This is a genomic window from Nitrosopumilus zosterae, assembly GCF_025998175.1.
GTDB classification, from domain to species: Archaea; Thermoproteota; Nitrososphaeria; order Nitrososphaerales; family Nitrosopumilaceae; genus Nitrosopumilus; species Nitrosopumilus zosterae.
In genome coordinates, this window is the sequence record NZ_AP026695.1 from 382,975 (window position 1) to 396,657 (window position 13,683).

Below are 13,683 nucleotides of genomic sequence, written 5' to 3' on the forward strand. Positions count from 1 at the left end.
ACTAATTCATGCAACTATTGCAGCAAAAAAATAGCCAATCTGAGGCTAGAAAAAGCCTGGTTGAAAGAACACCAGTAAAAGAAAGAAAAAAACTTTCAGTCATACATGAAGCATCAGGAACACCATTCCAAACATCTATCCTGCAACAAGCTAGATTGGAAGCTGAAATCGCAGTGTATTGGTTGCTTAGCAAGTATGCCCAATCACTTCGTGCTGTAAAAAATAGCATATAGAAGTTTGACAAGCCAATACGAGAAGACAGGATTGATTTTTCTTATTGAAATTTGTTTTAATACCTGTATTTCTCAGCAGAAATGGTAATTTTGAAATATTTTCTCTTTATCATTTTCTCCATTTTCTCAATTTCATTTGCATTTGGTCAGTCAGATAATGAAATTGACCTTCTGTTAAAAAACGCTAATTTATTTTTCATGGAGCAAAAATATGAAGAAGCAATAAATGAATATGATAAAATTCTAAAGATTGATCCTGAACATATTGATGCATTAAACCACAAAGGTGAAATCAGGCTGCTTCAGGGAAAGTATGTAAAAGCACTCCAAAATTTTGAAAAAGTAATTAATTTGGATTCAAGTAATACTAAAGCCCAAAACGGATTGGGATATGCACTTTACAACTTAGATCGTTATGATGCTGCATTAGACCAGTTTCATACCGTATTGGAAGTTGATAATCGAAACAATGATGCTTTGATAGGAAGTGGACGGGTTTTGTTAAAATTGGAACAATACGATGGCGCCATTTTGTTTTTTGATCTTGTCCTTGAAAAAAAACCTGATGAATTAACTGCATTAATTTTGAAAGCATATGCACTTGCAAATACAAACCAACACAACTCTGCATTGTCAATATATGATAAAGTCCTAGAAATTGATCCAGATAATGTAGATGCATTGATTGGAAAGGGAAACTACTATCTTGATTTGCAAGAATTTAAAACCTCGAAGATTCTTTATGAGGGGGCATTAGAAACTAATGCAGAAAATATTGATGCCTTGCTTGGATTGGCAGAAATCAATCTTTTAGAAGGCAAACCAAAAAAATCAGGGCAGATTTACGACAAAATACTATCTCTTGATTCTGACAATGTGAAGGGATTGATTGGAAAGGGTCTATCTGTTATAGAATTAGACCAATCTGCTGAAGCCTTGAAATATTTTGATGAGGCTTTAGAAATTGATCCTGATAATCTTAGTGCTCTTGATGGAAAAAATATTCTTCTTCAATCCAAAGTGGACACTTCCCTGGATTATATCTTGATAATTACAGTTGTAGGAAGCATCACGTCAATTGTTTCACTAATTCTTGTGATAACCAAGATCAAAGAAAATGCAGAATTACAAACTAAAATTGCCATTTCTGACGAACAAATTGAGGATCTAGTACTAAAAATGATGAAATATTCTGAGAAATCCAAAACTAAGGACTGATACATTCTGCTGGATTTTTCAAAAAAGGCATACCATAAAACCTACGCAATTAATATATCATTTTTTCACAAAATTTTTTTGGTAAAAACGTACATGATATCAAACAAAAATCTCAAACCCCATTGGGCCTTCCAAATGGTATCTGTTACGTTTTTACATTCATAAAAATGGCTTTTATAAAATTGATACAGCCCTTTAGAAACATTAAAGTAATTTTAAAAAATAATTTTGATGTGAATGTGTATTTTCTTGTTATACTTACACTGTCATGTATTTTGATTCTTAATGTTGGAACATCTTACGCTGATGTAATTCCACCACGACATCAACAAAAAATTGGTATGTCCTCTGATGATGTTGTTTGTGATAGTGGTTTATTCAAAGTAATTAGAGAAAGAACAAATTCTGTTGCATGTGTAGAGCCTGAAAATGTGACTAAATTGGTTGGAATGGGTTGGGCAAAAAAAGTTGATGACAAACAACTCTCTGACATGATTAACAGAAAGAGCATTCAGGTAGGAACTATCAACATATTGGAAAAAATTCCAGTTAGAACAAATGTTGGGAAACTTGCATCAAGCACTTCTATTTCAGGTTATGACATTGTATTTGAGGTATGTGCTTCCACCTCAATATATGCACCAGATGTATTAGTTCGATCTGATAGTGAGTCAAAACGTTATGAGATGATTGAAACCATTACTGCAAACTCTTGTGTTCTTAGCGTTTCAAAAATCAAAGCAGCTGATGCAAATAGCATCACTGTCACATTGCTAAACAAAGGAGATATCTCACAAAAAGTTTTGTCACTTCAAAATGAACTTGATTCGTTAAAGCAACAACTTTTGGATGCAAAACAATCTTTCAAAAACCCACAAGCATCTGATGCACAAATACAGGGAACAAAAATTGCTGATCTACGAAAACAAGTCAATGACAAACGCGAGGAATTACATCGATTATTATTTACCCTTCATTCTCCACAAACAGATAAACAAAAATTAGAGAAATTCACGTTTTCTGGAAATGTAATTGAGGGAGAATCTGCATCTATTCTGTCTGTTATAGAATCTGTGCAAACTCCGGGACTATTTGATGCAATTTTTGAAGTATGTGCAGGAGATACGACTGTTAGATTACCTGTAGTCACAATTACTTCTGATAAACAAACCATCAAAATTAAACTAGGTGACAAAGTATCTGCCAATTCCTGCCAAATGACATCCGGCAAAATAGAGGCAGATGACAAATCTTCAATCAATATTACTCCTGCAGGTAACGCATCTTCTTCCAACAAGGTCACAGAACTTGAGATGTTGATTGGAAGTTTGACTGGACAAATGGTAAAGGAAAAACAAGTTCTCAAGGATCTAGTGCATGATTCTAACCGAGCCTCAAACTTTACAGAATTGTTTGATGCCCAAGTATCAAAGATTGTTGAACTAAGAAACCAGATCACCAATGCAAAAGCGGAATTTAGCAAAATACTGTATCTTACGTATAACTGATGAAAAAAATCCTCATTGGCCTTGCATTTGCTATATTGCTAACCACTAGCTACGTGCCGAACTCCTTTTCACAGGATGCTGTACCTCAGTGGATAAAACAGACTGCAGGGTGGTATTCGGACGGACTTGTATCTGAAAAGGAGTTCCTTGATGCAATTAGATTTTTGGTGCAAAACAAAATCATATTGCTAGATGAAACTGTATTAGATGATCCAACATTGCTTACAAATGATATTGTTGTATCAAAACCAAAAATACGTCAATGTGAAGTATTGTTCCAATCCTACAAAAACATTGGACCACTTCAATTCAAATCAAAATACTCTTACATTAATTATATTGATAGCTGTATGAAACTCTACAAAGATCCGATATGGAGTTATCTGGGAAGTGACCGATACGACAAGTTGTCTGAAAGATTGACAGAACTAAATGAAAAACCACCAGAAAAAAAATTATCATATGAACCATCTGCAAACATATTGGCCAAAACAAATCTTGGTCCTGAAAAATACAATGTAAAATTCAACATCTGTGCAGGTGATAAGGCAATTGATAAGGCCAAAGTTTTGGTAAAATCTCAGATCGAAGCAATTCAAGTTGGATCAAACAAGGATGTTCCTCCAAATGCATGCAGAACATATGAAACACTGATCTTTGCAAAAAACCCTGATAACATTTTCATTGAAATTCTTGAACAGGTGCTTTTAGATTGAATCTGTTATCTTATTCTCTGATTGTTATTTTCATTGCATTATCTAGTGGCATTACAGTAATCGGATTTGATTTTTCAGAAGCTCAAACCCCTTCTAATCTAATTGTGTCTGCATCAAATTCAGTTTCTCAAAACAGATTTTCAGGACCTCAGGTAATTGAGGTTGTAATACGTGACAACAATATTGCTGATACTGGAAAAAGTGTTGGAGAGCCAGACGTTACTGTAAATGGCAAGGACTTGCGAATGGTTCAGGCAACTGACGGAAACTGGTATGGTTACTTTGCTGATAGAAGGCAGGCACAAATTGCAGATAGTACTGTTGGTTTGACTGGCAAAGGGCTTGATTTTGGTACTTTATGTGTGCGAAACTCATCAGTTCTGGGATTTTCAGTATCTGAGACTGATGGTGTAGCCATTCCTGTAAGTGGAACAGGAATAGGCGGTGCAAACGGTTCAAATCCGCCTAATCCGATATCTCAGGACTGTGCTCTATCATCTCCTTTCACAAAAAATTCAATCAATGTAGTTAGACAGGCCAAGGCAGTAAATCCTGGAACCACTAATGTAAAACTAGGTCAGATTGGATTGGCATCACAAGACTTGTGGCCATTTATTCAGCTTTATGATTTTTCACAGGGCGGTAATGTTGTAGTTCAATACAACAGAGGTGGTGGTCCTCAGCAGACAACACTGACATTTGATACTGCTGAAAAATTTATCAAGTTTGAACTTGATAGATCATCTTATCCAAGATCAGCTGATGTTAATTTGAAAATTACTGATATTAACTTGAACATTGATCCTACTGATGAGGACTCTTGGTCATTTGCAACTGTTGCATCGAGTCCATCAACATATTATATGTTGTATGAAGAGTCTGGAAATATTGATGCAGATGGAACTGCCGGAGCTGTAAATCTAACTCCAACATTAAACTCTATGATGTTCAAAGACAATGGAATTTTGAAAATAAATCCAAATGTTCAGGGTCAGTCTAATGTAATTACAATCAGAGACAATGACGATTCTGAAACTAATGGTGATGGTGAAAAGGCAATATCTCTGATTTCTACAAATGGTGGCTCAATTGCTGCAGGAAAACAACCAATTACGATTACTGAGACAACACCAAACAGCGGAATCTTTGATACATATGATGCAAACAATGACTCTGTATTAATAACAACGCAAGATGCCCAGAGAGGAACCTCTGCATCTGTAGAATATAACAAAAAATCTCTTACTTTGTTGATTGGATTTGGAAAGGCAACCCTATCTCTTGATGAAAAGCTAAAGGGAACGGAATGGAACTCTGGAGAAGAAATGCCTGTTATTTTGATCGACTCTGATGCAAATAAGAACAATTTGGAAAAAGAAGACCTTGACTTGTTTAATCCTTCATACAAGGCAATTCCTGCATTATCTACTGGAGACCCGTACACTCTTGGTGAGAGCGGAACTGACTCTAATACCAAAACTACTGCCTCCTTTCTGAATGGTTACACTTTAACTTCTACTGCTAATGGACAGTTTACATTATCTGGCACTGTATTGGGCTCTAGCTCCACAGTTGTTGTTGAAAAACACAGCGATAGGGCACGTATTGATCCTTCATCAAACACCGATTCTGATGCACTTGTGATAGACCTTAAAACCAATCTGACAAAACTACGTTCTTCAATTAACAACCCCTTTGATTCTGCACAGAATTTTAAGGGACTAAACATGTTCAATTACGATCTACGTTCTATTGGTGATTTTAGTACTGTTGATATCTATCTGCTTGTTACTTCTTCATCTTCCATATTGGACTCCTCGGGAAATCCTTCTTCTGGAATAACTGCAATCAAAATTGCAACAGACACATCTGCTCAGAATTTGATAAATCTTAATTCTACAAGTCAAGTATCAAGTCCGCAAATACTTCACTCAAACTTGTTTTCAAGTTCCTTTTCGGGCAATGAAAAAATAGGCTTGATGTTTACATATCCAAACATACAAAATATTGGAACACAAACAAAACCTATTGTTGCAGACTTTTTCTCATATGGTCTGAAAAATGACGGTTTGACCAAAACTGACAGGATTGCAAATCAAATAGTTCGTGTTGAGATGGAGGAACTTGCAAAAGACTCTGGAAAGTTTAGAGGTAGCCTAGAATATATCATGTTAAACCAGCTTAACATATTTGATTCAAAAACATACGAGTCTATAATCCCAATTGATGATGAGCCAATATTTCTTATGATTGATGAGATGAAAGGAAATGAATCCCCAAGAATAAACTATAATGATCTGGGAACTGATGGAGTTTTCACAACCGTTTCTGATCAACAGGAAGTTTTGTCTCACATGGGGCTTGTTGTACTTTCTGTAAAATCTTTCAAACCTGGTGATACTGTGGGTGTGCAGCTAATTGACAAAGACCTAAACACAAACTCTGATCTTGTTGATGTTTACACTGTAGTTGATCCTACGAAATATCCAAACGATCCTGCAGCTGATACTGTTGGATTGCCAAATCTAGGATATAGAGATAATCAACCATTTGGACGATTACTGGAAATTACATTTGATGATGAGCGTTGGCTCAAATCAAACATTTCATATTCTGGCAAGTCATGCTCTACCATTTCTGGCAGTGATGGATTAGCATCAACTGGATTCACTCTTGTTGAGACAGATGCAAAAACAGGCGAGTTTACGGGTAATTTCAAAATTCCTTCCCAATACTGTTCTAGGGCAAGTGGAGGTATCGTCAAAACAACCGCTGGTGTAGATATTGGTGCAGTTTATTATGACTTTAGAGGACAATCTAGTCAGGCAGCAGTTACTACCTCTAGTGCTACTGTTGGAGCTACAAGCGGTATGGTTCAATTAGATAGAACAAGCTATCCTGTACCTATTGGTTCTGTTTCAGACTTTTATGAATCAGGAAAGTCTACCACCACAAGACCTGACAATCGTTCAATCTTTCCTTATCATCTTACTGCAATTACAAAGAATGGTGATCCCAAAGCAATAGACTCTGGTGAACAAGTAGGACCAAAAGATACAGTTCTTACAATACAAATCCATGACGCAGATTATAATATGTCTCCAAACGGTGAGGATAAAATATCTAAAAACATTTCAGGTACCACAAACGGACCTGTCAAAGTAATGATTACGCGAGGATCATCTACTCTTGTGTTGGCAACAGCTGGAGGTGAAGAAGCAAAGTCTGGAGTAATTACCGTTGGTAAGAATGTAAAAAATGGTATTACACGAGAGATTGGACCTATTACTGAAACCTCTCCAAGCTCTGGAATTTTCCAATTTAACATTCCTGTAAGATATAGTGATGGACCTTCATCAACAAAATGTCCTGCAACTATTGATTCTGGATTCAAAAAACTAGATGCAACAAAATCTGGTGTTCTAGCTAGATTTGATGCTGTACCATCTACAGGAAACTATTGTATCCTACAAGGAGATATCATAACTGTAGAATATACGGACCTTGCAGATGCTTCCGGTTCTGCACGTACTGTAACTGATTCAGCAGCATTTGATCTAAGAATGGGTTCTTTGCAATCTGACCAGCAATCTTACATCATTGGACGTGATGTAGTAATTACATTAATTGATCCTGACTTGAACTTTGATTCAAAGAAGGCAGAGACATATTCCCTTGATCTGCTAGAATGGGATTCAGATAATGCTCGAGTCACTATGGGTAATTTGGGTGGTGCTTCAACAAACAATGGCAAACTATTTGATCCTAGGCCTGTTGGATTACGTGAAACAGGTGATTCTACTGGAATCTTCCAAACTGTAATTGAGATACCCTCTGAAATCAACAACAAGCCTGTTGATAGGGGAGAAACAATCCAAATAACCTACACTGATTGGGGAACTCCTGGTTCTGATTTTGTTGGAAAAAATGATCAAAAAATAGAACTGAAATTTAGCACATCAAACTTCCAATCCCAAATAACATTGGACAAAAAAGTATATTCCTGGACTGAAAAAGTCTACATCACAATTATTGCTCCTGATCATAACTTTGATGCAAATAAGATAGATGAGATAGGAAGCAAATCTACCAATGAAATTAAAATTTCTACACGTTCCAACAAACTATCTCAGTATAAGCTTGTAGAAACTGGAACTAATTCTGGAATATTTGTAGGCGAAGTCATCCTTACAGGTTTCAAACATGATGCAGATGGTGATCCACGAACTGGTGATATTGATGGTAAGGATACATCACCAAGAACCGAACCAAAAAGTAACGGAGGACCAACAAATGGATTCTTGGAATCAAAAAATGATGATGGTCTTACAGTCTCATTCCAATTTACTGAAAGGGATGCCACTCTTGGTTCTGCACTAATTCGCTGGAATATAGGAACAGTTGAATGGGTTCAAGAAGCAACGTCTGCAAATGGGTATGGTATTGTCCGTGTAATCGATCCTGACATGAACCTAAATCCTGAACTTGTGAATACCTTCTCAATTGATGTTTGGTCTGATTCTGATCTTGGTGGCATTGACCTAACAGTTACCGAGACAGGTCAGGCAACTGGAATATTTGAAGGAGAGGTCAAGTTTACCAGCAATGATCAGTCATCTGGTCACCGATTGCGTGTAAATGATGGTGATTATGTCACTGCAAAATATGAGGACAACACTTTGCCAAAACCATATACAACTGCTGATGAGCTAAAAATTTCCGCTAGTACTATTGTGGGCCCTGTTGTTGCTCCACTAGAACGTGTTCCTGTAGGAAATGCTAGAATTGTTGATTCGTTTGGTAATATTGTTAACCAAGTAAAAGTTGATCAGCAAATTCAGATAGCATCAGATATTGCAAACAACAACATTGCACAACAACCATTCACATATCTTGTACAAATCCAAGATTCAAACAATACCGTAATCTCATTGTCTTGGATTACAGGCAGTCTTAAAACAAATCAGAATTTCTCCCCCGCTGTATCTTGGATTCCACAAAGTCCAGGCCAATACAATGCAACAGTATTTGTTTGGAACAGTCTTTCAAATCCAATTGCATTAAGCCCTACAGCCTCATTCACAATTGATGTTTCTTAATTTGTAAGAATTCTTACAATTATGCATGAACATGAGTATATGCGTTAATTTTTAACCTCAAAATAGTGCCCTAGTTTCTGTGGAGTTGAACCCAATTGCGGTGTTGTAGTTTGATCCCATCTCATTTGTTACACAAAAATGGTTAAGCCTCTAAGAATTCAAACCAATACTTGCAAAATGATTATTTGTCTATAATCCAAAATTTCCTACAATTATCTCAAAGACAATCCAGCACTTCCAAACAAGACACTGAAGGTCTTACACCAAATCAAAACTTTGTTGTATTTTTGCAGATCAGTTCCTTCAGGAATATCATAATTTTGATTTCCTTTGTTTGCTTTGAGTTTTCCTAGATTAACAATGTCTGATGCATTATCATCTGTTGACAAGTACACATACAAATCAGGACCATTAGTTGATTCAAAGTTCTCTAGTCTGAGTATGTTGTTTTTGTCTTCTAATGGAATTGTATAAGCATCTCCTTGTGCGTCATGAATTCCATCACCAACACCGATGAATATACCTGCATAAGACATTGGAACAGTCTCATCCATCATATTCTCATCCATCATATTCTCATCCATCATAGTCTCATCTTTTGGCTGAAGAACAACATTAGTTGGTAATGCTTCATCAATTGTTGATTCCAAAAAATAAGGTGATACAGCATATGCAGATATTCCTCCGACAATTGCAACTGCAATGATTATTGGTATGGATTTATTCATGAATGTATTTTATGATTTTAGTATAAAGCGTCTTTTCCAAATTAACTCCAGATTCAAAATCAATTTGGGAAATTATTAATATATTCAAAAACTAACTTGATTTAATGACTTATGCATGTCCAAAAGGATTTTCCTCTGTGACTCCTCATCTTGTAATCAAAGACTGTGCAAATGCACTTGATTTTTACAAAAAAGCACTTGGAGCACAAGAGATCTATCGAAGCAAGATGCCTGATGGAAGAATAATGCATGCAATGATTCAGATAGGCAACTCTTTTGTCATGATGGCCGATGAATTTCCAGACATGGGGGCAGTAGGTCCCAATACGCTTGGCGGAACATCAACTTCACTTCACATTTACACTGATGATGCAGACAAACTTTTCAAACAGGCAACTGATGCAGGAGCTACACCAATCATGCCTATTGCTGATATGTTTTGGGGTGATAGATATGGTCAAATTCAAGATCCATATGGACATCGCTGGGCAATTGCAACACACACCAAGGATGTTTCTCCCGAAGAGATGGAAAAGGCTGCAAAAGAAATGTTTTCTAAAGGTAACTCCTGTTAAAATCTGATTTTGTATCTCGATAACAGTTCAGGCCTTTATTGATTCGATACAAAACATCAGAAGCACTTTTCAATGGCTGTACTTAATTTTCATACAATATGGTGATATTATATGCAATTATTGGAGCTGTGATTACTATTGGAGTTATCTTACTCCGTTATTATCTCGAAGAACGAAAAAAGAAACCTCGAAATGACAAGTTTTGTTATAATTGCAATCTAAATTTTCCAAATAACTATAATGTGTGCCCAAAATGTGGAATAAAATTTGGTAATTAAATGAAAACTAGGCTCTTGATAATTATTGGAATTCTGGGTACTTTTAGCTTAATTAATCATCATCTAGCTTATGCTGATGAACTTCAGCCCCTTCCATCTGACTTTAGAGATCTTACAGAACATGAAATTGATATCCGTCTTCTTTATGATGTAGAGGATATCTATCCAATTCCGTCTGCACCTCTTAAACAATTATCTGCTGGAGTATCCCTAAACAACATACAATGTAAACCAAATTTGCATCTGATCATCAAATACAATGATACTCCAGCATGTGTAAAATCAAAAACAGCTCAAAAATTAACAGATAAACAATCTTGGTCTCCAAGTGAAAAATTATGGAAAAAACTTGAAAATCAAATCTATTCCATAACTGATGAATCATTTTGTCCAAAACGATGCATCAATATAGAATCTGTTGAAACGATGCAACAAGCAAATGAAAATACTAGTCTCAGAATTAATTTGCCAAGTTACATTCCAAAAAACTATGAATTTTTCAAATATTATCCTAATGAGAACGCACTAAACATTCAAATTTCTTCCAATCCCTTGACAGAAAATACAACATGGGGTGACTTCTATTTGATGGATCATGGTATTCTTCTAACGTATATTGACTATCCCGTTACATCAGATGGTAGAACTCAAACAGCATATTGGGCAAAAACTCAAGATGCACAAAACATATCTCGACAAGACAACGAACCAATTTTTGTAAAGGAACGAAACGTAACCTTTGACGAAGATCTTGGTATTTTGTTTCTGGGCTCACCCTCTGAAGCACAGTTTAACCTCAACGATGACATCTCAATAATAATTACAGGGTATGTTCCACAAGAAGAGATAATCAAGATTGCGCGTTCTTTTTTTGGAATTGATAAATGACGAAAACTAGACTTTTGATAATTATTTGCATAACTGTTTTTGTCGTATCTAGTCTTATGGTGATTGTGTACACATATCCTGAATTATTTGGTCTGCCAAGACCATATTCTAAAATCGGTGAATATGATGGGGCTGTTTCAGAAACGGCATTAATGATCAATGAACAATGTTTGAACAAAGATCAGTTCAGTGACTATCCATTTACTAAAACATCAAACGGCCATTATTACATTGACAATGTGATATGTGAGCGAATCAATGTAGAGCAAGGGGGATGTCTGGAACCGTTTAGCAAAGGATTCCCTGATGAAACATGCCAGAATCGTGTAACTTTTGATCAGCCTTATGGTGAAACGGGTCCATATTTTAACAAAGAATTTTGTAATCACGTAAAATTTTGGGAACCTGCACTCACTGATACTGTTGAAAACAAACGAGTAAACTCTGAATGGCTTCACATATGCACAATTCGTGGCCTGATAGCAGATACTCCGTTGCACGACATTTCTCAAATAATGAATTATCAGGGCAAAAACTGCAATGTGTACAGATTTGGCAGTGTTGATTGTTTTGCTATTTCGTTTGACAAATGTATTCCTGCAAAAATAGAGAATACTCATTTTACTGTGGAAGGTGATCCAATTACAGTCATTGCCATGATAAAATCTGATTCTTGCTCTATAGACGTATTTCATGATGCAACACAAGATAGATTTGGAAAACAAGAAATTACAAAATATTCTTGTCCTGAAATTAAATTAGATGATAACTATCTCCACATGGTTTCATGTGTAGATGAATTTGATGAAGGAGAATATGGATTTATAATTAGAAAATGAAAACAGACTCTAGAATTATAATTTCAATTGACAAGCAATTCTATAGTGACGATGATGAGATTCGCATTCATGTGTGGTTTAATCATGCGTTTTACTCTCCTGCCACATTGACTGTTCTGAGTCCAACTGGCAGAAAGATAGATTCGTCTGGACTAAAGACGGATGTGAATGTTACTGAAACGTTTGCATTTACCTGTGGTGGACCTTTTATGTTTGAGAATGGATATCATGTGATTAGAGTAGAATGTGAAAATGTAGTAACTGAAGCAATGTTTGAGTATTACAATTCTAAAAATAGATTTGGTTCGGGGTTTGGAAAATGAAAACTAGATTTTTTGTGCCTGTCTGCGTCTCATTTTAACCCCAAAATGGTCAAGCTAATTCTGCTGGAATTGCTATTTTTCTTTTAGCAAACTTGACTGCAACCCATCCCATTATTGCACCTGGAATGCTCATTATTCCTAAAATCATTCCTAGTGTATCTGCAAAATCTGGAAGCAACTCATAACCTGAAACTCCATTAAATATGTGAAATTGAATATATGCCATTCCGATTAGTGGCATACTAAAAACCAAAAACATTGAACCAATAATTGCACCTGCGAGTTCTTCTCCAAATCTTTTAATTTTAATTTTACTTGAAATTAATGCATCACTTACTATGCCTAAAATTACTGGCAATGCAAACCAAGGCAAAAATCCCCACAAAAATTCTGCAGGAATGATATTTGATGTAATGTTTAGTATGATAAAAACAACTGTTACAAGAGTCGCTCCACCAAACCTTCCAATTGTTTTTGCTGAGGACCAAAAAATAAGCACGCTAAAAAATGGTAGAGCGCTTGCAGCAATTACAGCTGCAATATATGGGTCAGGATCCAAATCTATCGTATCTCCAGTTGAAATCGGTAATGTAAATTGAAAGATAAACCCAATTGTGATAAACCATAACACTCCAAATGCAAGAATCAGAGATGGCTTTACAACTCTAAAATTCTTGTGAATTAATCTTGCTAATCCAATTACTATTCCCACTGATTGAATTAAAATTCCTGTAATTAATGTAAGATGAGTTGGGCTAAGTAATCCATCTGTTCCAAACATTTCGTGCCAATAGTAATCAGATGGTCCTGCAATTATCTGAAACACACATCCAATGATTATCAGTTTTAACCCCAATGAAAATGATTTTTTTAAAATCTCTCTTTTTTTGAGCATTACAGCTACTGACATTATAGCTGCAATCAACCCTATTCCAACTCCGATATATAGTACTCCATGAGGCGGTGTGAAAAACGTCTCTGGCTCTCCTAACTGGTGACTTGTAATATCCCAACTGCCTCCCCATGTCTGCAAAATTGATCCGAGAAGTGTTATCATCAATATGGCAACAATGAATTTTGTCATCAGGTATTACTTTATTATGAATTAATTTCTGATCTTTATGCCTTTCTACATCCACTTTTATCCTCAAAATAGTGGAAGTCCACATGAAGTTGAATCGAATCTTTTTCTTTTACCATAAAAGGTTCAAGCCTCTAAGGATTCATCATTGATTTGTCTTGTGGCTATTGCCTAGTCTAAAATACAATCAAAAGATT

The 13,683-nt window shown here is 35.8% G+C and carries 11 protein-coding genes; 9 read left to right on the top strand and 2 right to left on the bottom strand.

What is annotated here, in order from left to right; genetic code table 11:
* Positions 1–8: 8 nt before the first annotated feature.
* From OO712_RS02320 to OO712_RS02340, 5 genes are all read left to right on the top strand, one after another.
* Complete coding sequence (locus OO712_RS02320; protein WP_109876822.1) at positions 9–233, top strand: hypothetical protein; 225 nt, start codon at positions 9–11, stop codon at positions 231–233.
* 198 nt (positions 234–431) lie between these two features.
* Positions 432–1,451: a tetratricopeptide repeat protein gene (locus OO712_RS02325; RefSeq protein ID WP_264953832.1), complete on the top strand. Its 1,020-nt coding sequence runs from the start codon at positions 432–434 to the stop codon at positions 1,449–1,451.
* A gap of 167 nt (positions 1,452–1,618) precedes the next feature.
* Positions 1,619–2,959 carry a WING-49 domain-containing protein gene (locus OO712_RS02330; protein ID WP_264953834.1) on the top strand — a complete coding sequence of 447 codons (1,341 nt, stop codon included), beginning with the start codon at positions 1,619–1,621 and terminating at the stop codon, positions 2,957–2,959.
* Positions 2,959–3,675 (top strand): plastocyanin, encoded by a 717-nt coding sequence (locus OO712_RS02335; RefSeq protein ID WP_225866850.1) that lies wholly within the window; start codon positions 2,959–2,961, stop codon positions 3,673–3,675. The genes OO712_RS02330 and OO712_RS02335 overlap by 1 nt, the downstream gene beginning before the upstream one ends.
* A 17-nt stretch (positions 3,676–3,692) precedes the next feature.
* The gene (locus tag OO712_RS02340) at positions 3,693–8,774 is read left to right on the top strand and encodes a hypothetical protein (protein WP_200829069.1); all 5,082 of its coding nucleotides are present in this window, start codon (positions 3,693–3,695) and stop codon (positions 8,772–8,774) included.
* Positions 8,775–8,986: 212 nt separating this feature from the next.
* On the opposite strand, the gene OO712_RS02345 is transcribed toward OO712_RS02340, so the two are convergent.
* On the bottom strand, positions 8,987–9,502 hold the full coding sequence (locus OO712_RS02345; protein WP_109876819.1) for a DM13 domain-containing protein: 516 nt from the start codon (positions 9,500–9,502) through the stop codon (positions 8,987–8,989).
* Positions 9,503–9,606: 104 nt separating this feature from the next.
* Between OO712_RS02345 and OO712_RS02350 the strand changes: the two genes are divergently transcribed.
* The 4 genes from OO712_RS02350 (at position 9,607) to OO712_RS02365 (ending at position 12,405) form a co-directional block, all read left to right on the top strand.
* Complete coding sequence (locus tag OO712_RS02350; RefSeq protein WP_109876818.1) at positions 9,607–10,077, top strand: VOC family protein; 471 nt, start codon at positions 9,607–9,609, stop codon at positions 10,075–10,077.
* Positions 10,078–10,355: 278 nt separating this feature from the next.
* The gene (locus OO712_RS02355; protein WP_146195991.1) at positions 10,356–11,243 is read left to right on the top strand and encodes a WING-49 domain-containing protein; all 888 of its coding nucleotides are present in this window, start codon (positions 10,356–10,358) and stop codon (positions 11,241–11,243) included.
* Positions 11,240–12,082, top strand: coding sequence for a DUF4362 domain-containing protein (locus OO712_RS02360; RefSeq protein ID WP_109876816.1), 843 nt, complete (start codon positions 11,240–11,242; stop codon positions 12,080–12,082). Before OO712_RS02355 ends, OO712_RS02360 begins: the two co-directional genes overlap by 4 nt.
* On the top strand, positions 12,079–12,405 hold the full coding sequence (locus OO712_RS02365) for a hypothetical protein (protein WP_109876815.1): 327 nt from the start codon (positions 12,079–12,081) through the stop codon (positions 12,403–12,405). Before OO712_RS02360 ends, OO712_RS02365 begins: the two co-directional genes overlap by 4 nt.
* Before the next feature lie 49 nt (positions 12,406–12,454).
* On the opposite strand, the gene OO712_RS02370 is transcribed toward OO712_RS02365, so the two are convergent.
* Positions 12,455–13,489 carry a hypothetical protein gene (locus OO712_RS02370; RefSeq protein WP_109876814.1) on the bottom strand — a complete coding sequence of 345 codons (1,035 nt, stop codon included), beginning with the start codon at positions 13,487–13,489 and terminating at the stop codon, positions 12,455–12,457.
* Between the last annotated feature and the right edge of the window lie 194 nt (positions 13,490–13,683).

Coding starts and splice junctions, on each gene's coding strand:
- OO712_RS02320 (WP_109876822.1), top strand. CDS start 9: ATGCAACTATTGCAGCAAAAAAATAGCCAATCTGAGGCTAGAAAAAGC.
- OO712_RS02325 (WP_264953832.1), top strand. CDS start 432: ATGGAGCAAAAATATGAAGAAGCAATAAATGAATATGATAAAATTCTA.
- OO712_RS02330 (WP_264953834.1), top strand. CDS start 1,619: ATGGCTTTTATAAAATTGATACAGCCCTTTAGAAACATTAAAGTAATT.
- OO712_RS02335 (WP_225866850.1), top strand. CDS start 2,959: ATGAAAAAAATCCTCATTGGCCTTGCATTTGCTATATTGCTAACCACT.
- OO712_RS02345 (WP_109876819.1), bottom strand. CDS start 9,502: ATGAATAAATCCATACCAATAATCATTGCAGTTGCAATTGTCGGAGGA.
- OO712_RS02350 (WP_109876818.1), top strand. CDS start 9,607: ATGACTTATGCATGTCCAAAAGGATTTTCCTCTGTGACTCCTCATCTT.
- OO712_RS02355 (WP_146195991.1), top strand. CDS start 10,356: ATGAAAACTAGGCTCTTGATAATTATTGGAATTCTGGGTACTTTTAGC.
- OO712_RS02360 (WP_109876816.1), top strand. CDS start 11,240: ATGACGAAAACTAGACTTTTGATAATTATTTGCATAACTGTTTTTGTC.
- OO712_RS02365 (WP_109876815.1), top strand. CDS start 12,079: ATGAAAACAGACTCTAGAATTATAATTTCAATTGACAAGCAATTCTAT.
- OO712_RS02370 (WP_109876814.1), bottom strand. CDS start 13,489: ATGACAAAATTCATTGTTGCCATATTGATGATAACACTTCTCGGATCA.